Origin of the sequence: Wandonia haliotis, assembly GCF_039523435.1 — a bacterium.
In the GTDB taxonomy this organism is placed as follows: domain Bacteria; phylum Bacteroidota; class Bacteroidia; order Flavobacteriales_D; family Crocinitomicaceae; genus Wandonia; species Wandonia haliotis.
This window is the reverse complement of the sequence record NZ_BAAAFH010000003.1, coordinates 645,627-667,074: the sequence shown is the minus strand read 5'-3', so window position 1 is coordinate 667,074 and position 21,448 is coordinate 645,627. Positions and strand designations below refer to the sequence as shown.

At 40.5% G+C, this 21,448-nt stretch carries 22 protein-coding genes; 2 read left to right on the top strand and 20 right to left on the bottom strand.

Annotated features, from left to right (window positions below):
• Positions 1–42 precede the first annotated feature (42 nt).
• The 5 genes from secA to ABDZ97_RS03485 form a co-directional block, all read right to left on the bottom strand.
• Entirely contained in the window at positions 43–3,411 is a 3,369-nt protein-coding gene (secA, locus tag ABDZ97_RS03505; RefSeq protein ID WP_343785166.1) for a preprotein translocase subunit SecA, read from the bottom strand.
• A gap of 170 nt (positions 3,412–3,581) precedes the next feature.
• The gene (locus ABDZ97_RS03500) at positions 3,582–5,546 is read right to left on the bottom strand and encodes a T9SS type A sorting domain-containing protein (RefSeq protein WP_343785164.1); all 1,965 of its coding nucleotides are present in this window, start codon (positions 5,544–5,546) and stop codon (positions 3,582–3,584) included.
• Between the two features lie 128 nt (positions 5,547–5,674).
• Positions 5,675–6,436, bottom strand: coding sequence for an HvfC/BufC family peptide modification chaperone (locus tag ABDZ97_RS03495; protein ID WP_343785162.1), 762 nt, complete (start codon positions 6,434–6,436; stop codon positions 5,675–5,677).
• A complete protein-coding gene (locus ABDZ97_RS03490) occupies positions 6,429–7,277 on the bottom strand; it encodes an MbnB/TglH/ChrH family RiPP precursor modification enzyme (protein WP_343785160.1) in 849 nt (282 codons plus the stop codon). The genes ABDZ97_RS03495 and ABDZ97_RS03490 overlap by 8 nt, the downstream gene beginning before the upstream one ends.
• Before the next feature lie 9 nt (positions 7,278–7,286).
• The gene (locus ABDZ97_RS03485) at positions 7,287–7,634 is read right to left on the bottom strand and encodes a hypothetical protein (protein WP_343785158.1); all 348 of its coding nucleotides are present in this window, start codon (positions 7,632–7,634) and stop codon (positions 7,287–7,289) included.
• Between the two features lie 168 nt (positions 7,635–7,802).
• Between ABDZ97_RS03485 and ABDZ97_RS03480 the strand changes: the two genes are divergently transcribed.
• Complete coding sequence (locus ABDZ97_RS03480; protein ID WP_343785156.1) at positions 7,803–8,354, top strand: RNA polymerase sigma factor; 552 nt, start codon at positions 7,803–7,805, stop codon at positions 8,352–8,354.
• On the top strand, positions 8,354–9,187 hold the full coding sequence (locus ABDZ97_RS03475) for an anti-sigma factor (RefSeq protein WP_343785154.1): 834 nt from the start codon (positions 8,354–8,356) through the stop codon (positions 9,185–9,187). The genes ABDZ97_RS03480 and ABDZ97_RS03475 overlap by 1 nt, the downstream gene beginning before the upstream one ends.
• A 3-nt stretch (positions 9,188–9,190) precedes the next feature.
• Here the strand turns inward: ABDZ97_RS03475 and ABDZ97_RS03470 are convergent, their stop codons facing one another.
• The 15 genes from ABDZ97_RS03470 to ABDZ97_RS03400 all read right to left on the bottom strand — a co-directional run bounded on the left by ABDZ97_RS03470 (position 9,191) and on the right by ABDZ97_RS03400 (position 21,447).
• A complete protein-coding gene (locus ABDZ97_RS03470; protein WP_343785152.1) occupies positions 9,191–9,964 on the bottom strand; it encodes a YoaK family protein in 774 nt (257 codons plus the stop codon).
• Positions 9,965–9,966: 2 nt separating this feature from the next.
• Positions 9,967–10,440 (bottom strand): hypothetical protein, encoded by a 474-nt coding sequence (locus tag ABDZ97_RS03465; protein WP_343785150.1) that lies wholly within the window; start codon positions 10,438–10,440, stop codon positions 9,967–9,969.
• Position 10,441: 1 nt separating this feature from the next.
• Positions 10,442–10,930 carry a hypothetical protein gene (locus tag ABDZ97_RS03460; RefSeq protein ID WP_343785148.1) on the bottom strand — a complete coding sequence of 163 codons (489 nt, stop codon included), beginning with the start codon at positions 10,928–10,930 and terminating at the stop codon, positions 10,442–10,444.
• A 74-nt stretch (positions 10,931–11,004) separates the two neighbouring features.
• Entirely contained in the window at positions 11,005–12,354 is a 1,350-nt protein-coding gene (locus ABDZ97_RS03455) for a sensor histidine kinase (protein WP_343785146.1), read from the bottom strand.
• A gap of 28 nt (positions 12,355–12,382) precedes the next feature.
• Positions 12,383–13,066 (bottom strand): response regulator transcription factor, encoded by a 684-nt coding sequence (locus ABDZ97_RS03450; protein ID WP_343785143.1) that lies wholly within the window; start codon positions 13,064–13,066, stop codon positions 12,383–12,385.
• 43 nt (positions 13,067–13,109) lie between these two features.
• Entirely contained in the window at positions 13,110–13,565 is a 456-nt protein-coding gene (locus ABDZ97_RS03445) for a nuclear transport factor 2 family protein (RefSeq protein ID WP_343785141.1), read from the bottom strand.
• A gap of 42 nt (positions 13,566–13,607) precedes the next feature.
• Entirely contained in the window at positions 13,608–14,639 is a 1,032-nt protein-coding gene (locus tag ABDZ97_RS03440; RefSeq protein ID WP_343785139.1) for a cytochrome-c peroxidase, read from the bottom strand.
• Positions 14,640–14,642: 3 nt separating this feature from the next.
• Entirely contained in the window at positions 14,643–15,419 is a 777-nt protein-coding gene (locus tag ABDZ97_RS03435) for an MbnP family protein (protein ID WP_343785137.1), read from the bottom strand.
• Between the two features lie 77 nt (positions 15,420–15,496).
• Complete coding sequence (locus ABDZ97_RS03430; RefSeq protein WP_343785134.1) at positions 15,497–15,889, bottom strand: hypothetical protein; 393 nt, start codon at positions 15,887–15,889, stop codon at positions 15,497–15,499.
• Positions 15,890–15,955: 66 nt separating this feature from the next.
• The gene (locus ABDZ97_RS03425) at positions 15,956–16,984 is read right to left on the bottom strand and encodes an amidohydrolase family protein (protein ID WP_343785132.1); all 1,029 of its coding nucleotides are present in this window, start codon (positions 16,982–16,984) and stop codon (positions 15,956–15,958) included.
• A 44-nt stretch (positions 16,985–17,028) separates the two neighbouring features.
• Positions 17,029–17,937, bottom strand: a complete 909-nt coding sequence (locus ABDZ97_RS03420) for an alpha/beta hydrolase (protein ID WP_343785130.1) — start codon at positions 17,935–17,937, stop codon at positions 17,029–17,031.
• On the bottom strand, positions 17,934–18,635 hold the full coding sequence (locus ABDZ97_RS03415) for a hypothetical protein (RefSeq protein WP_343785128.1): 702 nt from the start codon (positions 18,633–18,635) through the stop codon (positions 17,934–17,936). The genes ABDZ97_RS03420 and ABDZ97_RS03415 overlap by 4 nt, the downstream gene beginning before the upstream one ends.
• A gap of 5 nt (positions 18,636–18,640) precedes the next feature.
• Positions 18,641–20,701 (bottom strand): zinc-dependent metalloprotease, encoded by a 2,061-nt coding sequence (locus ABDZ97_RS03410; RefSeq protein ID WP_343785126.1) that lies wholly within the window; start codon positions 20,699–20,701, stop codon positions 18,641–18,643.
• A gap of 20 nt (positions 20,702–20,721) precedes the next feature.
• Positions 20,722–21,129, bottom strand: a complete 408-nt coding sequence (locus ABDZ97_RS03405) for a 5-fold beta-flower protein (protein WP_343785124.1) — start codon at positions 21,127–21,129, stop codon at positions 20,722–20,724.
• Positions 21,130–21,189: 60 nt separating this feature from the next.
• The gene (locus ABDZ97_RS03400; protein WP_343785122.1) at positions 21,190–21,447 is read right to left on the bottom strand and encodes a BPTI/Kunitz domain-containing protein; all 258 of its coding nucleotides are present in this window, start codon (positions 21,445–21,447) and stop codon (positions 21,190–21,192) included.
• Position 21,448 lies beyond the last annotated feature (1 nt).

Here is a 21,448-nt window from a genome sequence, read left to right as displayed (position 1 = left end):
TTACCAAAAAATGGAACAAAATAAGAAGAACTCACTATTCCACTATTTGCCGTGGCATTGTTTATACTTTTTCCCGCTACCACAAGGACAAGGATCATTACGCCCTATTTTCGGCTCTACTGTAACCGGTTGTTGTTTTACTTTGTCCTGGTGTGAATTTTGCATAGCCTGCTGATATCCCTGGCTACCTTCAAATCTCGGAGCTTCAGTACTTGACTGATTAGGAGCAGAAGTTGCCTGTGCCTTAGCGTAGTTATCCTGATTTATTTCTTTATTCGTCGACTGAACATTCGGCTGACCTGTAGTAACCGGCAATTGCGCTTTTATCAAAAATTCAGAAATCTCTGTATTCAGTCGCGCCATCATTTCTTTAAACAGGTTAAATGACTCCAGTTTATAAATCAATAACGGATCTTTTTGTTCGTACACTGCCTGCTGAACTGACTGACGCAAGTCATCCATTTCACGAAGGTGTTCTTTCCATTCGTTGTCAATCATTCCAAGCACAATATTCTTCTCAATATTCTTGATAATAGTGCGTCCTTCTGACTGAATTGCTTTATCTATATGTACCGCTAACTGCATGGATTTTGTACCATCTGTTACCGGGAATGCGACATTCTGGAATTTATCTCCCTGCTGCTCTTTCACCTGACTAATAATCGGCATTGCCACATCTATCAGCTTACGGTTTTTACGGTCGTAATAATCCATTGCCGCATCAAATACTTTATCGACAATCACATACTGATCTAATTTTCCAAACTCTGTTTCGGAAACAGGAGATTCAATACTAAACGTTTTAAACAATTCCAGTTCAAAGGATTTAAAGTCTTTCCCCTGAATACCGTTAATCACCATATCTTCTGCTGTGTCGTAGAACATATTGGCAATATCCAGATCAAGACGATCTCCGAACAAAGCACTCTTACGCTTACGGTAAATAGCTTTTCGCTGGGCGTTCATTACATCATCGTATTCCAGTAGTCGTTTACGAATACCGAAATTATTCTCTTCTACTTTTTTCTGCGCACGCTCAATTGATTTAGAGATCATTCCATGCTGAATCACCTCTCCTTCTTTCAACCCTAAACGGTCCATCATTTTGGCAATCCGTTCAGAACCGAATTTACGCATAAGGTCATCTTCCAAAGAAACAAAGAACTGCGAAGACCCCGGATCCCCCTGACGACCGGCACGACCTCTTAACTGTCGATCCACCCGTCTTGAATCATGTCTTTCTGTACCAATTATAGCAAGACCTCCAGCTTCTTTAACCCCTTCTCCAAGTTTAATATCCGTACCACGACCGGCCATGTTGGTAGCGATCGTTACTGTACCCGGTTTTCCGGCTTCCGCAACAATCTCCGCTTCCTTCTGGTGGTATTTTGCGTTCAATACCTGGTGCGAAATATTCTTCATCTTTAACATCCGGCTCAATAATTCAGAAATCTCGACTGTTGTCGTCCCCACCAAAACAGGTCTTTTCTGATTTACCAGACGTTCAATTTCAATGATAACAGCATTATATTTTTCCCGTGCTGTTTTATAGACAAGATCATTCTCGTCATTTCTCTGAATCGGTTTGTTAGTTGGAATAACAACCACATCCAATTTATAAATATCCCAGAATTCTTTTGCCTCAGTTTCCGCTGTACCTGTCATACCGGACAATTTGTGGTACATACGAAAGTAGTTCTGTAAGGTAACCGTTGCGTATGTCTGCGTAGCCGCTTCAACTGTAACGTTCTCTTTTGCTTCAATTGCCTGGTGCAAACCGTCCGAGTAACGACGTCCTTCCATAATACGCCCTGTCTGCTCATCTACGATCTTGATCTTACCGTCCATGATCACATATTCAACTTCTTTTTCAAAAAGTGTATATGCTTTCAATAGCTGGTTCATACTGTGAATTCGCTCGGACTTAACACTGAACTCTCTGATTAAACCATCTTTTTTCTCAAGAAGCTCTTCTTTCGGAAGGTTTTGCTTTTCAAGCTCGGCAATCTCTGAACCAAGATCCGGCAAGACATAATAATCTCCGTTTTCACCTTTGGATAATAAGGCAATTCCTTTTTCAGTCAACTCAATCGAGTTGTTTTTCTCATCAATTACAAAGAACAATTCATTATCCACAAACGGCATGTGTTTATTTTGTTCCTGCATATAGAAGTTCTCTGTTTTTTGCAGGTGAGCTCTTATTCCCGGTTCACTTAGAAACTTAATTAAAGCTTTATTCTTAGGAAGTCCCCGGTAAGCACGCAACAACATTACTCCTCCGTCTTCCAGTTGCTTTTTCACTTCTTTTTTATCTCCTGCAGATTCAGGATTATTAAGTGACGCCAATAATTTCTTTGCTTCCGAAAGGGCAGTTGTAACATACTTTTTCTGTTCGTTGACTACCGTTTCGATCTTCGGTTTCAGCTGGTAAAATTCGTGCTGATCTCCCTTAGGGGTAGGTCCCGAAATAATAAGAGGAGTACGGGCATCATCAATTAATACTGAATCGACCTCATCGACTATTGCATAATGGTGATTTCTTTGTACTAACTGACCGGGATCACTTGACATATTGTCACGCAGGTAATCAAAACCAAATTCATTATTTGTCCCAAACGTGATATCAGCATTGTAAGCTGTTCTTCTTTCATCAGAGTTGGGTTGATGCTTATCAATACAGTCAACGCTAAGTCCGTGGAACTGATAAAGGGGTCCCATCCACTCAGAATCTCGTTTTGCCAGATAATCATTCACTGTAACGACGTGCACACCTTTTCCAGAAAGAGCATTCAGATAAACAGGAAGCGTCGCAACAAGCGTTTTTCCTTCCCCGGTCTGCATCTCAGCAATATTTCCACGGTGTAATACGGCTCCTCCCATCAACTGTACATCATAGTGTACCATGTTCCACTCAACAGGTGCACCAGCCGCAGTCCACTGATTTTTCCAAACTGCTTTTTCGCCTTCAATTATGATCCCGTCTTTTCTGGCTGCCAGATCCCGGTCCATTTCGGTTACTGTAACGACCAGTTCTTTATTCTCAGACCAACGCCGGGCAGTTTCTTTAACCACTGCAAATGCTTCCGGAAGCAATTCAAGAAGAATGTCTTCGATCTTATCATTTACTTTTTTCTCCAGGTTTTCGATCTGGACAAACAATTCCTCTTTCTGGAGTACCTCTAGTGTTGGATCTTCTGTCTTTGTACGAAGAGCTGTAATCTGATCTTCCAGCTCGCTCGTAGCTGATTTTATTTTTGCTTTAAATTCTCTTGTTTTAGCACGCAAATCATCATCCGAAACAGTTTTTAAATCTGCATAAAATGTATTGATCTGATCTATATAGGGTTGGTATTCTTTTTGGTCTTTAGCTGATTTATCTCCAAAAATCTTCTTTAAAATTCCTGCTATCATTGCCTGTTTCTTTTATTGCAAACCTCAAAAATAAGTCTAATAATCGGTTTTGCACTGTTCTATCGGGTTATTTTTTGTCAGAAATCATGCCAAAACAAATCCCTGCCACTATGGCAGAAAAAAGAGGTTGCTCCTAACGAAACAACCTCTTTCTCTGATCTATTTGGTCATTACTTTCTGACCAGTTTAATTATTCTTTCTTTTTCTCCGGTTTTGATTTTTATAAAGTAAATTCCGGCTGCTCCCTGTACGTCAAACTGAGGATTGGTCTTATTATTAATCTCTGTATCAATCCAGACTCTCCCACTCACATCTGTTATCTGAACAACAGCATTATCAATACTTTCCGGAAGTTCCATCGTTATAGTCCCTGAAGTCGGGTTCGGATACACCATTATTCTATCAATAGGATCAAGGTCTTCTACACCTGCAAAGTCTCCACAGCAGTAATACGCAAAAGCACGGTACGTGTTTGTTCCATTTACGATATTAAAAAATCCGGATTGAAGGAATGTCACTTCTTGTGGGTTTGCAACTCCTGAAACAGGATTTGCATTCATACCAAAATTCCAGGTTGTAACATTTTCTCCCTGACTCAGATCCAGATTTTCGATAACAACTACCGATTGAGGTGTCATGCATTCAGTATACGAAAGTTTAACTTCCGGCTGAGCTTCCAGGTTATAATTTGTACTTAAAACTGTGTATGCCTCTCCGGAAGCCAGTTCGACAGCAGAAGAAATTCCCATGGCTCCATCACCACCATTTCCTCCGGCACCACCGTTACCGCCTTTTCCTCCAGCTCCACCTGTACCAATCTCTCCGGAACAACTACCATTAGCTGCTCCACCAGCTCCGCCTTCTCCTCCGGCTCCGCCCTGACCACCAGCTCCGCCAAATCCCTGATTACCGGCAATCACCCGACAATCTATAAATGCTGATCCGGTTCCATTCTGACGCGTGTATACCCCAAATGAAGAACCTCCACCGAAACCTCCGGTTCCACCGATTCCTCCCTGGCCACCGCCACCGCCACCGGAGCCACCGTTCCCTGGACCATTATCACAAAAAGTACATGTCTGACGACCGCTTCCGCCACCGCCACCGCCACCGGCACCACCACATCCGTCTCCACCAGTCCCCGCCTGTGATCCGGGAATCCAAAATCCTGCATATTCACCTCCGGGTAAACCGGCTTCTCCAATACTACCTGCCATACCGTTAATCCCCGGATTTCCGGTACCACCATCTCCTCCCGGGTCACCCTGAGCCCCAGGACTTCCACCATTTGCACCAGAATTACAAGCTGAAGCACCTCCAGCACCTCCTAATCCCGCATTATTCGTTGAACACTCATCTCCACCGGCACCGCCGCCACCGCCGCCGCCGCCATTTCTTCCTGACGCATCGGTTCCTGCAACTCCGTTATCCTGTTGTCCGTTATTCGACCCTGCTCCGGAACCTGCTGCTACAGCACCTCCTCCTAGACCTCCTGAACCTCCGGCTCCACCGGCTTGTCCGTTACCAAATGTGCACTCTCCTCCATTACAACTACCATTTCCTCCGGTAATTCCCTGCTCACCCGGTTCTCCGGCATCTCCTACAAGCCCGGACTCTCCGTCTGCGGCGTTACCCGCTTCAATGATACATCGCACAAAGCGATACGAAGAACAATTGGAAAGATACACTCCATACGTTGACATTCCCGGCAAATTGGCATCTGCCGTTCGGATTGTCAGGTCATGTAACTCAAAACCCGTTTTGTCACTAATTGATAAAGCAACCAATCGTTGTTGATTCAGTGCTCCTTCCGGAGCATTTGTAGAACGATACAGAGTCGTCGCTCCTGCAACACTGGTTTTTGTCCAGTCTTCCTCTGCAATAAAACCTCCTTCTACAACAATATTATTCCCTGCTATCTCAAGAGGCGCATCAAGAGCGTATTCCCCCGTAGCAATTCTAATCACATCTCCATCCACAGCATCTGAAAAAGCAATTTCAATTGCCAGTGGGTCTTCAATAGTACCGGAAGCATCTTCCGCTCCGTCTACAGTTACATAATAAATTGAACATTGTGCCGTCACGAAACCGGCAAACGATGTCAACAAAGCAGTTAGCAGTATTAATTTTCTCATATCACAACATTTACATGTTGCCGAAGATAGAATTTATTTTGCCTAAGCTTAACGAGTTAGTTAAAATTTTGTTTTGATTTTTTACACAAAGTGAAAATAGTAAATCTCTAACTATCAACACAGACAAGTTACTCAATCCGATTAACTTGTTTAATTATTCCCAAACGACAAAAAGATGAAAAGAATTGCTCCCAAATTTTTCGAAGCTCACTTTCCGGAACCTGCGTACTAAACTCCAAAATTTTCAAAAATTCTTCTACCCCTTCCACAAAAAGAATTTCAATATTCTGTATGACATAAGCATAGATAGGAGGAACTAGCAGGTAACTTGCCTGTAAGTCAGCGTTTCGGTACACAAAATAAAAGGTGGGTCGCAGCTCACCTCTTTCGCCGGTATGAATTTCCCATTTTGAATCTACTAACCTAAAATGCGGCCCAAACAGAAACGTTTGTTCTTTATACTGAAAAACGAATCTCTCAGCCTCCTCGTCAGAAAAATCTTTCTCACAGAAGACAATTGTCTCGGCCCATTCAAATCGTAACAAATCGACCAAATAGGGCATGTCTGTTTTTTCAGCTATGTTGAACTCTTCACAATAACCGATCAATTCCACAGGCATTTTCCAAAGCTCTTTTTCAGCATGCCTGTTTTCTTTCATAAATCCCGTTACCAAATCAATCCAGTTTGCCTTCTTCATAATTGATTTGGCGATTGGATAAGCCGTGGAAAGCGCATCTTCAAAAACAGTAAAAACCAACCGTCTGTAATTCCAAATTCTGGACACGTCCTGCACAGCCACCTCTCCTAGCTTACCTTCCAGGCAAAAATTAAAAAATGCATTCATATTTACCTCCAGATCTTCCCGTTGAGCCTCTAATTTCTTACGCATGATAACTTTGTTTTATGACTTCATTCTCAATCCGGTTCAATTGTCTCAATTCTCTCTTCAGATCTTCCGGATTTTCAGGAAAATTAAAATCCCTCTCTAATAGTATCGGTACACGACTCAACTTAGGCAAAACAAATTTTAGCAAATCGTACACCGGCTGAATAATTTCCTCTCCATGTGTATCAATAATCAAGTCTTCCGACACTTTCGTGTGCCCTGCCATGTGAATATACTTTACCTTATCTAAGGGAAATGAGTTTAGAAACGCATACGGATCATAGCTATGATTAAATGCATTGACGTAAACATTATTCACGTCAAGCAGTAGTCCACAACCGCATTTTTCAGCAATTTTAGTGATAAACTCCAATTCCGACATTTCGGATGGTACGTTGGTGTAATAGGATATATTCTCAAGAATTAATTCCCGCTTCATGAAGTCCTGTACCCGTGCTACTTTTGCCGCAACATGTTCTACGGCATTATTCGTAAACGCAACAGGAAGTAAGTCATAAAGATGAACGTTGTTGCATTGAGAAAAACTAAGATGCTCCGTATAATGCTCTATTTGAAACCGATCGAGAAAATCTTTCACCTGGGCAAGAAATCCGAAGTCTATTTCATCAGGTGAACCAATAGATAAAGAAAGTCCGTGAGTGGTTATCGGGTATTGCGCTGCTACTTTTTCCAATAAGACCTTGGAAGCTCCTCCGAGACTCATCCAGTTCTCCGGGGCCAACTCAACAAAACGAGGTTTGTTTTCATCACCCCAATTCAACAAGAGATCTGCAATATCCCTTCGAAACCCCAGGCCCACACCACTCAACGGACAATTCATCATCACGCTTTATTACAGGTTACCACATTTTGCTTCTTTCGACTTTTCACCGCATTTCGCCTCCTGTGATTTCTCTCCACACTTAGCTTCTTTCGTTTTTTCGCCGCACTTAGCTTCTTTCGATTTCTCACCACATTTTGCTTCCTGTGATTTTTCACCGCATTTCGCTTCGCCGCATTTTAACTCCATGGCTCTGTCTCCCGTAAGAATTTCCACTCCATTTATAAGAGCACTTCTCACTTCGCAACCATTTCCTAATTCAATAATCTCTGATGCATTCGCATTGTTACCCGTAGTAAATACAGCTGCCAATGCCAGTCCGCCCATGATTGCCTTAGCTGTGTTTTCTTTGTTTTTCATAACGTTTTGTTTTTTGTTTGACTCATATACGTTCTTTGCAAATCATTTGGATTTCATTTCTTGAAAAAAAATATTAAATCAATTGATAATGAGCTTATTAAAAACAAAAAGTATGATTTAAGCATCCCACTATGCTATGATTTAAAAAAAATTTCATTCCTTTGATATGTGAGTGCAACCAACCATAAAAAATTAATTACAGCTGACGACATTACCCTGATACGCAGTGGAGATAAAACGTCTTTCAAAAAGTTGTATGATCTGTATTCCGGAGCTTTATATGGTATTGCACTACGTGTTGTCATATCTGAAGACATCGCACGAGATGTTTTACAAGATGGCTTTGTCAAAATTTGGAAAAACTTCACTTCCTATGATGAAAAGAAAGGAACTCTTTTCACATGGATGTCCAACATCATCAAAAACACTGCTATTGATCAGCTTCGCAAAAAAGCTGCTAAATACGAAATCCATGTTCAGGATAAATTCGTAGGTATGGCAGACAAGGTGAATCAAACAAAACAAGAAACGGACACAATTGACTTAAAAGACAAATTAAGGTCATTAAGTGAAGATCACAGAAATGTAATTAACACCGTATACTTAATGGGGCACACACATGAAGATGCCGCCAAAGAGCTGGGACTGCCGCTGGGAACTGTAAAAACCAGGGTTCGTTCAGCGATGAAAGAATTGAAACGAATATATGGCACAGAATAGTGAATATTGAAGAATACATAGCATCAGGTATACTGGAGAACTACATTCTCGGTAACTGTTCTTCTCAGGAACAACAGGAAGTGGAATGTATGTCTCATATATATCCCGAAATTCGTGAAGAGTTGACGAACCTTGAAGTTTCAATGGAAAACTTTTTCATGGAACAACAAGTTGCTCCTCCTGTTGATTTATGGGATGCTATTGCACAAGAAATAGATGATGAACCGATGATGGCACAAACAAGCGCTTCTATCAATGAAAACGAAGCCGATTCCGCTGTCATTCCTCAGAAAAAACCAACGCGAATTGCTCCTGTCATCTCGCTTATCAGTGCAGTTGCAGCTGTCTTTTTAGGTATTCTGTATCTAAACACAACAAAAAAAATAAATACCATTTCGGATGAATTATCGACTCTATCTGCTCAGAATGCATCTATGAATGACAGTTTGTCGAGAACAGTAGCTGCACTTGAGTTCAAAAGTAGTCTTCTTACTTTCGTAACAGATCCTGCATCAAAAAGTATTTATCTGAAGGGAATTCCCGGTAAATATCCGGAAGGGAATGTTCTTGTCGCCTGGAATCCGACCGATAACAAAGTAATTCTAAATAAAGGAAATCTGCCTCAAAACCCGCCTGATAAACAATACCAACTCTGGGCCATTGTTGACGGAACTCCGGTAGACCTTGGTGTGTTTGATATGGGAGACCAAGAAACCCTACTTGAAATGAAACCTGTTTCCGGTGCTGCTGCTTTCGCTATTACACTGGAAGAGCGTGGTGGAAAACCTACTCCCAATCTCGAAGAATTATATGTTTTGGGTGAGGTCGGATAAATTCTAATTACTGTTGTTTCCCGACTGAGGAACCAAAGACACTGAAATTCTAACCTTTTTCTTTCGTATCGCTTTTGTCAGGTATATTTTAGATATGTCATAAATCAGTACAACTACAATGGTAATCGCAATGACAAAAAATACCGTAAACTCAAACCAATACGTAATTGATCCAGCTATAACACCTCCTGTCAGATAAGCTGCGGCAATAAACGACAGTAATTTCACCTTGTCCCTCACTTGTTTGTTCTGTCTGTACTTCTTCTTTGTCAACATAGACAAGTGTGCTGCAAGATCAGTCGTTAACCCGGTGAGGTGTGTTGTCTTCACGGAAAAATTAGAAATACTGGCTGTCAAACCATTTTGCAACCCCATAGCGAGTAATAATACAGCAACCATGATCTCTGTTTCCATCAATGTCTCTGAGTATATAAAATGCCCGTAAAATCCTACAGTAAGAATACAAATCATTTCCAGGATCAACGGAATCGAGTGGGTGATGTAGCTACTTCTTCTTTCACCGTGAATAATCATGTAATTCGAAAAAAAACTACCTGCGAAAAAGCAAAAAATCCAAGAAAATACAACCAAAACCTGAAACCAGTTCCCTTTTGCTATTTCTTCAGCCAAAATGGCATAATGACCTGTTACATTTGAAGTAAATGAAAAGAATAAAATCAGCGATGCAACATTAACCATTCCCGCTGAAAAAGCGGTCATTGCACCCAATTTTATATTATCTCCAAGACTTCTTGAGTTACTGTATTTCCTCAACATATTTACTTCTTTTTTTCAAATTCTATTCTTACAATACCACGGGCGTGGATGTCATTCTCAAAGTGCAACACCAACTTATTCCTGTTCAATTCCCTAATCTGATACACTTCAAACTTATCATTGTCATATTTCAGCTTCAGGATATGTCCTCTTCCTTTGAGACGCCAGTTGAGTTTCTTATCTTCTTTATCCTCTCCGGTTAGTAATAAATCTGCGTTTTGCTCAAAAGTCCATTCTTCCGATTTATGAATAACCAGATTTTTCGCAATTTCATCTTTCAATTCATCCCGAGCAATCTCTTTGAAAAATTCTCCATCTTCCGTCTTGTCTACTTTTTCATAGTGCCAAGAAACTTCCTTCCAGGTTCCGATCAGATTCTTTTCCGGGTGTTCCATATTACCGGAAAGGATATACACAGAAAAGATCATTCCGAGAAAGACTACCCATAAAATGATATGTGAATACCTCTTTTTCATTTTATGCATTCATCTGAAACAATCGGGCAAGCTGTCCGGACACCGGACCTTCTTCGGATGTTACGTAATTAACTTCTACTTTCTCTGTTTTACATTTCCTTACAAAACCTGTTATATCAGCGCTCATTCCTGAGAGATGCCGACTTTGAAAATTGCCTGCAACGTATATCTTATCGACTTTGTTTCCTTCCAGGAAATTACCGAATGCCGCATTCGTAAACCCGGTAAAAAAGTCAAACCGAAACGAGTTTATCCGTGAAGAGTATCTGTTTCTTAAAACACTACAGGCTTCTTTAAATTCCTCCGACACCAGCTTACTATAAAGCACTGATTTAGAAAAAAACAACAGATCTGAAGGATAAGACGAGACATCAACCCCATGCACCATCAGAATATTCACGGACTGATCTTCGTAATCATCCAATGCCTTTTTTACGAGATAAAGTGAATCGATAGAGAAATCTGTAAGAATCATGATCGTTTGTTCCATAACCTAATTTTTGGAACAAACTTATCTCTGCGCTCTTAGGATGGGATTAGAAACTAATTAAGATTTGATTAGAATTAAAGCGTATACTTCCCGACAGGAAGTTTAATCTCAACAATAGTCCCTTCATTTTGAACAGAATAAACATTTAATTCTCCTTTATGAATTTTAATAATGTTTCGTGTCAGAGGTAATCCGATACCATATCCTTCAAAATTTCTTGTATTGGAAGCTCTGAAGAAAGGATCGTAGATATACTGTAATTCATCTTTCGGAATGCCGATTCCTGAATCAGTCACGACCAGAATAACCTGATTCTCAGAAAGACCCAAAGACACCTTAACCGATTGATTAGAAGAATATTTATACGAATTGAGTAGTATATTGGAAAGTGCCAGATGCAGCAGTTGTTCATTCCCCTTAATTTTAAGCATTTCGGGGTTTTCCGGTAATAATGAAAAATCGATCACAATTTTATTGTCCGGGTGAATCCTGTTGATTGTTTTGTGTACATCAAAAATCAACTGGTCGATTCGTACTTTATCAAAAACAAGTACTTTTCCGTTAAATCCAGTCTGTGCCAAATAGAGTAATGCTTTGGTTTTTTTATCCAGTTTTTCGGCCTCTTTCAGAATCTGTTGCAACGCGTCAACGTATTCTTCTGCCGACCGATCTCTGGCCAAAGCAACATCTGCCTCTCCAATAATAGATGTTAATGGTGTATTCAATTCATGAGAAGCATTACTGATAAAATTCTTTTGGGTCTCGAAACTTGTCTCCAATCGATCCAGCATGTTATTAAACGTCCTGATTAATTGCGTCAACTCATCTTCGTTATCAGAGACATCCAAACGCACATGCAAATTTTCCGTACCGATCAGGTTCACTTCTTCTGTTATGACTTTAATCGGGTTGATCAGGCGTTTTGATAACCAATATGCTATTAATACCACTATAATGGAGGAAATGCTAATTGAAATAACTAATAAGTTCCTCATATACACCATGTGGTGCTCGTAATAATAATTAATGGCTGATGTGATTACCAGATAGTTCTTATTATTGACATCATATCGAATCCCACTGAAAAACAACTTATTTCTTCGGTAGGTTGATGATCCGTTTTCATAAATTTCCCGGACAAAATCTTCATTGAGATTATTCTCATTGGCAATTTTCTTAAAATCTCTGTTTTTTCCGTCCAGCTCAATAAACACATGCTTTTCTTCATGTAACGGTTCCAGGTACTCTCCTTTAAAATCTCTGATTAAATCTGCAGTGGATTTTTGGTCAAGGTCACTTTTTGCCATAGAAAAAGCCCTGATTTCAAGCCGCTTGTAAAAATCGGAAAACGCGTATCTTGAATTAAAATAGTAAATAAACACACTGAATGCCAGTATCAAAGCTACAAAAGTTGAAGCCAGCATTAATACTATTTTAGTTCTTATATTCAAATCAAGGTTCTTCTTTCATTACGTATCCCATACCAAAAACAGTATGAATCACCCGGCTATCGCCATTCTTTTCCAGTTTTTTTCTCAGGTAATTGATATACACATCAACTACGTTCGTTCCGAGGTCAAATTCGCTCCCCCATACCGCTTCCAGTATATCAGCACGGGACAGAACCCGCTTCGGATTGTCAATAAACATCATGAGTAGCCGGTACTCTGTGGATGTCAGTGATATCAATTCTCCGTTTCTTCGTACTTCCTTTGTCTCATCATTCATTTCAATATCCAGAAATCGATGGATCTGCGGTTCGGGCTCCTGTCTCTCAAATCTTCTGAGTAATGATTTTATCCGGGCGACTAACTCAATAAACTTGAATGGTTTTACAATGTAATCGTCTGCGCCCATATTGAGTCCCAAAGCTACATTTTCTGCTGTCCCCAAAGCTGTAAGCAGAATAATGGGCACATTTACATTTTGTTCCCGTACTCTTGAACAAACCTCCAGCCCCGATATATCCGGTAGCATAATATCCAGTAAAACCACATCATAATTTCCGGAATTAATGCGCTCCAGCCCTGTTGCTCCATTCAGGCAAACTTCAACGGAAAAGTTCTGTTCGGTTAATCCTTTCCGGACAAACGAGCACACCTGGGGATCATCTTCAATGAGTAATATTTTTTTCAACTTATGTCTATCGCTTGAAAGCAAATATACGAAAACAGAAAAGTTAGTTTTTCCTTAGTTCAATAAAGGACTCGATTTTTTCATTTTCTATTAAGACAGAAAGGCTATAGTGCCTGAGTTTCCATTCTCCCGTTTGCTGATCCTGTTCCAGAACACCCGTACCCCGGCAGTTGTTCATCCATGTATCCAATTCTTCTTCAAACCAGGCTGTACTGGCATCATATGAAAGGTACCATGTTCTGGAAATTGTAGAAAACTTCCATCCGTTTCCTTTCTTAAAATAGGGTCGAGCAAAAGTCTCAAACTCTTCTTTCTCCCACCTTTCGGAAGGGTCTGTTCCCAGAAAAACAAAATCATCCGACAACAGTTCCGCATATGAATCCCAGTCTGATTGTGCCGCTGCGCTATGCCAGATCTCCATTAATGAATCCAGTTCTTCCGTCTGAGAAAAGCCGGAAAAAGATAGAACAAGTGTAATCCAAAGAAAAGACCATTTCATTTCCGTTGCGTTTATGGTTTTCCGTAAGATAGTAAAAAACGATTACTCTCCAAAAGGGTTACCAAAAACAGGATTGTAACAAAACTCAGCATCAGTAAGCGTAGAGAGAAAGATAATTAACTTAGCTTTTTCTTCCTCTGAAAGTGGTATACCATTAACCAGAGTAGGATCTGTTGTTGCTGTCAGGTTAATTCCGAACCTGTAGTGATCGATCACTTCTTCCAGTGTTTCAAATCTTCCGTCGTGCATATAAGGATATGTCAATACACTATTACGCAAAGAAGGGACTTTAAACTTCCCTCTATCCTCCGGATTCAGGGAAATTCGCTCTCGACCGTTGTCCTCCGGATCTAGTAGAAGTCCATTGTTCCTGTATGAATAATCTGTGAATAACACTCCTGCATGACAAACGGCACAATTCTGCTCAAATAGATGCTTCCCTTCCAGCTCTTCGTCTGTTAATTGGACTTTTCCTTCCAAAAACCTGTCGTACTTCGATTCAGACGAAACCAATAGAGTTAAGAATTGTGTTAACGCATAAAAGAAGCGTTGATCGTTCATCTCTCTTGTACCAAAAGCACTCTGTAGCAACAGAGAGTACTCTTCAAGCGTATCCAGTTTGCTCATAAGATCCTGCATACTCATATCCATTTCGTTATGATCTGTTACAGGTGCAAGCGGCATTATCTCAATGTGATTAATCCCTCCGTCCCACATGAAAGAAGGATTCCATGCCAAATTAAACAGTGCCGGGGAATTGCGAACTCCCACTCTACCCTCAACACCTGTGCTTACTTTTTTCCCGGGATCACTAAATGCATATTCCCGGATATGACAGGAGGCGCAGGAAACTGTATTGTCTAATGACAACCTTTTGTCATAAAACAATTTACGACCAAGTATAAAGCCTTCCTGACTTACTTCGTTATTTTCAAACTGATAATACGGCTCAGGAAAATGAGAAGGCACCAGGAAGGAATATTCATTCCCTCCCGGCACTTCTGTCAATTCTTTCTTACATGCAGTAAGAAAAAGCAGGGTTATTATCCCAATGCTTTCAACAATTCCCCTCACCTACTAATGAATATGGTGAACAATAAAGGCTTCTCGGAAATTATCGGCAAGCGTAATTGCATTGGCTCCCGGCATGTGAACGGTATTCACATTTGCAAGTAGAATGCCTCCATGCCAGAATCGGGCCGCATTTACATAGAAGTGAATCATAGGATTATTGCTTCCTGTTACGGCAAGCTCTCCACCAAAACTTTGCGTATTTACTCGAATTGCATTGGTATTGTTTTCGTCTTTGAATCCTCCGATATGATACTCAAATGCACCAGAAGGCGAATCAGGAGAAGTTCCTTCAGCTTTTATGAAAATATAGCCTGAATTCCATGACCAGAACATACCGTTTGATGTAGACAATGCCCCGGTCTGTGAACCGGAAACGTTTCTCGTCGAATCCACTCCAATTGTATATTCTATATCGGTATAAGTCCCAACCGGAACGCCAGAAATACTTAGTTCAGGAACTGTGTTTTCACCTACTTCTACCAGGAAATAACTTTCCGGCTGACTCCACCAGGTACCGTCTGTTTTCTTCAGCTTTACATTTGAAATGTAATACTTCAGTTTTGTAAATGTGATTTCTTCAGCACTCATTGGATGAGTATATGCTGTATTCATTGCAAAAGCATCCCAATTCATACCCCATTTGTGATCCAATTTCACTTTAACTGTTCCTGTTGTAGCTGAAGGCTCAGGGGTTGGCTCAGGATTGTCTTTTTTACAACTAACAAATCCAACTAACAAACTAACTATCAATATACTATATAAATATTTTACTCTTTTCATTTCTTAATTTTTAAATACTACACTACCAGGGGAAGTAATTTCACTACTTCCCTGTTCAGATTAAAGAAAAAGTCAGGTTAAAGAAATGAAGTATATATGGGCGGCTTAAAAATCTCCTCGATTAACAGATAGGTATATGTATCCTGACCTCCCTCAAGAGGCTTATCCGTTAATTCTGTACTACATCCATAGTTCGGGAATTCGTAGGTATCAACAACAAAAAAACTGATCTCAACTCTGAGGTTTTCAATCGTTCTGTTAGGGTCATTATTGCTTTCCGGAGATGAATCTTTCAATTCTTCTGAAAGTTGACAGGAACCGTTACATTTCAACTCCGGTTTATCCTTGTTTTCACAAAGAACTTCACTGTAATATTCGTAATTAGAAAAATAGTGAGAAACAACAACAAACCTCACCAGGAAAGGTAAAGTCAATGCGACAAACAATATGGAAACAAGAACATTTCTCACCCCATGCAAATTTAGTCAAATTCCCGCTGGCATCTACTATTTTAGCGTATTATTTAACCCGAAAAACTACCATTTTTTCCCCAACCACCTTAGCACATTATCCGACCAGATAGAATCAAACTCATTTTGTGTAATAATTTGTTGTTCCAGAGCTTCATCTATCACCTTCCCGGGATATGACCCTGGAACAGACTCCATTTCTCCCAGCGGATAAGGATCATCCATACCTGCCAATACCTGAGAAGCACCTGATCGATTGACCAAAAGACGGAAAGTCTCCACGTCGTGCACTAGTGTATCAAAATAGATATTCGGATGTTGGTTTGATTCTCTCGGATCCATGGCACCTTCGAATAAATCCGGTCTGCCATCATATCCCTGCAATCGCCTTCCGAAGTTTGCCTGTCCCAACATATTGGCATGCGCAAAACAGGTACGTATATTCGGGAATTTCTGTGCTATTCCAAGTAACGTGTATAGATGATAAGCATCTGCGGTCTGGGCGCACATCCACACCAGATGAAATCTCCAGTATCTATCTGCGATATTAACCATCTTTTCTCCATCATACGGATGGATTTCTATTGCAAGTTTATATTTATCAGCCAGTTCAAATAGGGGAAAAACGGACTCATCAGCTACAGAAACCCATTGTTGCTCTTCATTCATAAAATGAGTCGGGAGACAGAGTAAGCGCAAATTATTCTCTTCTACATTCCGTTCTATTTCTCTTAAAGACTGCTCAATGTATGCCGGCTGTACAACAAAACCTGTTGTAAACTTGTCCGGGTTTCCGGATTGAATCCGGGCATTGAAATCATTCTGAAAACGAACAGCATCTAATGTTTCCTTTTCAGAAAGTCCATTACAATACAATTGTGATAAGGTTAATACAACCTCGTGGTCAATCCCGTTCTTTTCCATCCACTCCAACTTCTCGTTCAGAAAAAAACTAGGATCAGTAATCGGCCTGCACCAATTTCCCTGTCTCATAAACTGCTTATCCTCATCTATCCAAAACAATTTTTTATCCCGCATGAACGCAGGTATATCTTCGGGATAAGGCAGCAAATGGCCGTGACCGTTAATTTTCATTGTATCTGATGTATTTGTGTCCGGCAAATGTACGATTTTGAACACTAATGCGTGCTGATAAACTCATGAATCACCTCAAGGTAGTTTTCAAATCCCATTACCTTCGGCACGCCATTTTCTCCATCGTGCTCAGCTCCTTCAATTCGGTGCGCTTCAGCATATTCCCCTGAGTAGTTTTTATATACAATTTCCCCATGTGTCTCCAACGAAAGAAAATCATCGTTCTTACCATGAAACCAAAGAAAAGGTTGCTGAACAGATTTTATTTTTTCCGCATTTTCTATTTTGGCATTTGTAAAATAGGAAGAAGGTAAACTCAACCCTGTCGAGCTTTGTGCCATTACTTCCGAAGAGGCAAAGGGATTCTCCAGAATTAACCAACCCGGTTTTAATGCGTACTGGTCAGAAGCACTTATCTCACAGGCGGGTGCAGACCCTAAAGAATATCCATATACAGCTAATCTTTCGTTCGTCAGCCCCTTTTCTTTTAACCATTTTAACCCACCGTTTACCGCATCATACATGTTCTGTTCTGTGGGCTCACCTGAAGACATGCCGTACCCGGGGTAATCAATAGACAAGATTCCGTATCTATACTGATCCCCTGCCGAGGCCAGTAACTTCTGTCGGTTCCAATAATAATCCATGTGATCTTTATTCCCATGGCAGTAAAAAATCACAGTATCCGTAGCTATTTGTGCGATATCACCAATATAAATCGCATAGATTTTCAGTGTTTCGTCACCGGAAGTTATATCATAGGAAAATACGGTAATCTTATCTTGTGAAACGGAAAAGGATGCAGGTACATCAAAAGGTTTATCCCCATCATAGGCATCAAGATAATAGGCTTCTATTTCCGAATTATTGAACAAAAAACTATCCAGTTTTTTCTTACAGGATGTTCCTGTCAACACTCCCAGAAAAGCTAAAACTATACTTATTCTTTTCATTTCTTACCTCCTAGCGTTCTGACAATTCCTATATAAATCCCCATAGCTCCCCTGTTCCCCAGAGGACTCACGTAGTCCAGAACAATATCTTCATTAGATAAATAGGGAGCCAACAGTTTCAATTCTACTTGTACGGACCAGCGATTTCGCGTAAATGTTGTTCCTACATGTGTATTCCAGAGCCATTTTACGGCATTCGGCTCTCCATGTGCCTGCATATTGTATAGATCAAACCAGTTGTCAAATCCTACAAAGAAATCATTTCGTCTGAATTTTCCTTCTTTTTGTTTCACCGGATAATTGATGTAATAATTCATATCCAGTTGCGGATACAACCGAAAATCCGATGCTGTTTTTCCTATCATGATATTAGCTACGGGTGCGATACTTACCCCCATTGTTTTCTGCGTATTCTGCCAGACTCTGAAAGAAGCTCCCGCATCAAACTGCCACACATTAAATGCAGCGGCTGTTGTATGCCAGTTCCCAAATACTGTTACATACTCTTTTATCCCGTACCCATATCCCAGAGCAGATAATGGTATCGGCATAGGTGAGACACCCGGCACATTAATCACAGGTCCAAGTACATTAGCGGATATCGCATGCTCTCCTTCATCCAACGTGCGATAAAACCGGGTAGGCGCACAGGAGAAGACAATTCCCATCAGGAGAAGCATAAACACTACTCTAATCATGTCAATTATTTCAATTTCACAAAGGGAACAGTCTTCCCATCTACGTGTAATACGTAATATCCCTGATTAAGGTTCCCGGTAAATATTGTTGTTTCTTGTTGCATTGCTTCCTCTTCATAAACAACTTTTCCTGAAAGATCTACTATCCTTAGCAAGAATGATTTACCTGTCTCCATTTCCCGGATTACAGTTAACTGATCCGTAACCGGATTCGGATACACACTCAACTCTCCGGTCATTTTCTCCTCAACCTGAAGAGCATCCGGGTGAGCGATACGTATGTTATCAATATACAAATTATTTCCTCCGTCTCCTATAAACCGAAAACGAATCATCAGATTATCCACCAGATAGGAGGCATTTATATTGGTAACTGCTCCTGATTTCCATTGTGTTTCATCCACCGGTGTAAATGCTTCTTCAGAAATAGCAGCATCAACTGTTTTCAAGGTACTCGCTCCGTAAAACACTTTTCTCGTAGCCCATGTATTGCCACAATCATTACTCACTGCAATCTGCAACAGGTCATTATTTCCGGTTTCTCTTTGCGCATAGGCATAATCAAACGTCACCGCCAGATCACTTAATGCTGAAGCATCAACAGGTTTAGAATGAAATGTGTATTCCCATGCACCTGCTTCAAAATTATTTATGTAAAAAGAAGTAGAACTTTCAAATCCAACAGGAGTAAAATCCCAGTTTACCGGAGCTTCTGTGGGTATTCGCACCCATCTTTCAAAAAAAGGATCTACATGTTCAAAGGACTCGTGCATTCCTGAATACGCTCCCTGAGCAGGTAATACGGTAATATATTCCTCTTTAGTTATAATCTCTGTTTCTGCTCCATTTCCAACCTCTAGTGTCACACCATATACTCCGGGACTTGTGTAGGTAACTTCAATCAAGGAATCTGTATACGATGAAGCCGTTCCGCCTTCAAATGTCCAGTCTCTCTGTTCAATACCGTGATAAGACACATCAGAAAATTCGACTGTTTCGCCCGCACAGATTATTTTTTTATCCGCTTCAAAATTAGCTGCACACAAATAATAAGTAGCATCGTCCGTTCCGGTTGCCAACAGATTTCCCGGTTGCCATAAGTTATTTCGTCCGGCTACAGGAGAATTCAAACAGGCGTGCATTCTCGTTTTCTGACCTTCTGTGAACATTCGGGCACAATAGGAGTACTCCATATAATTCTGAACATTATCTAATGTCCCGCATGTGGCTCCACTCAGGTTACATGTTTGCCAACCTATGGTGAGCGGTGTGTCTTCTACCTCATCATCATACTCACAATTTCCCGCTTGTGCTACTGTAAGGTAAAAGTAGTCCGGTACATTATTTCCACCCCAAATATGTTGCAGGTTAAAATAATGACCTATCTCATGCGTCAATACTGTTCTTCTGAAATAATCGGAAGTACCGATAGTACCCACATAGGAATGTTGCATGACAATTCCATCCCATTCCGGAGCCGCTGCCGCATCTGCCGGTAAAAGAGCATGTCCTGCTAATCCTGCAGCTGCGTCACATACATAAATATTCAAATACTGATCCGGCGGCCACTGGATAAGACTTTTTACCTGATGATCACCGATATATGTCAGGTCAGATACGGTTCTTGTAATACCACTGGTACAGTTTCCCTGCGGATCTAATTGTGCGAGACGAATTTCGATTTCTGCATCAGCAGCTAATGCCTTAAATGGGCTTACGATATCAGTCGTATCAGCATTTCGCTTACGCATTTGTGTGTTGACCTGTTTAACTGCGTCATAGATCTGCGCATCACCTATATTTTCATCTCCATAGTTATGAATGATGTGAAATACAACCGGGATGATATAAGTTGTCCCTTCTCGTAGAGTCGGTTGTTGTTTAAACCATTCCGTGTATGTTGACAATTGTTCATAGGCAATAGCAATTCCTTCATGAAGTTCCGGATTTTGCTGTACCATTTCATGTCGCATTTTATCCGTTCCACAATGCAGAAGGTCCTGTGCGAATGAAGAAAAAAACGAGAAAATTAAACAAGTAGTGAGTAGTAAGTAGTTTCTTTTCATGAAGAACTTCTGTTTAGTATTTAGTCATTAAAAAAGAAAAAGAACCATAGAGCCGCATTCTCCCGGGTTACTCCATCTGTATATCCGATAGTAGAACGGTTGCTGTTCATGACTCTGTCATTCTCCACATAACCAATGGTCGATCGGTTACTGTTCATCACACGATCATTTTCTATGTATCCGATTGTACTGCGGGAACTATTCATCACTCTTCCATTTTCAAAATATCCGATAGTACTTCGGGAACTGTTCATAACCCGTCCATTTTCGATATATCCAATGGTGCTTCGTGAGCTATTCATCACACGGTCTTTTTCAATATAACCAATGGTACTTCTGCTTCCGTTCATTACACGTTGTGCCTGAGCAGTGGTTACAGACAGTACTATTAGCATACTAATTGCTATACAAGTTGTAAGAAATTTCATCTGGTCGATTTTTTCACTAAAATAATGATAATTATGAAAGTACTTTCACATACATCTGTTTTACTTGCATTTACATGCTTCACATTCTTCCTGAGTAGCAAATCCTTTCTGTGAACAACCGCTATAACCGATCAATTCACACGCATTTGCATCTTCGTTAAAAAACCACCTGTTAAATGCCGCCTGACAAGCTTCATTTGTAGGAGGAGTTTCAGAACATTGTGTTATTTTTAAATCGCAATCCTTTTTTTTACAGGATCCCGATAATACTGCTATAGAGAGTACTGTGAACAGAAAAAAATACTTCATTGTTTTCATA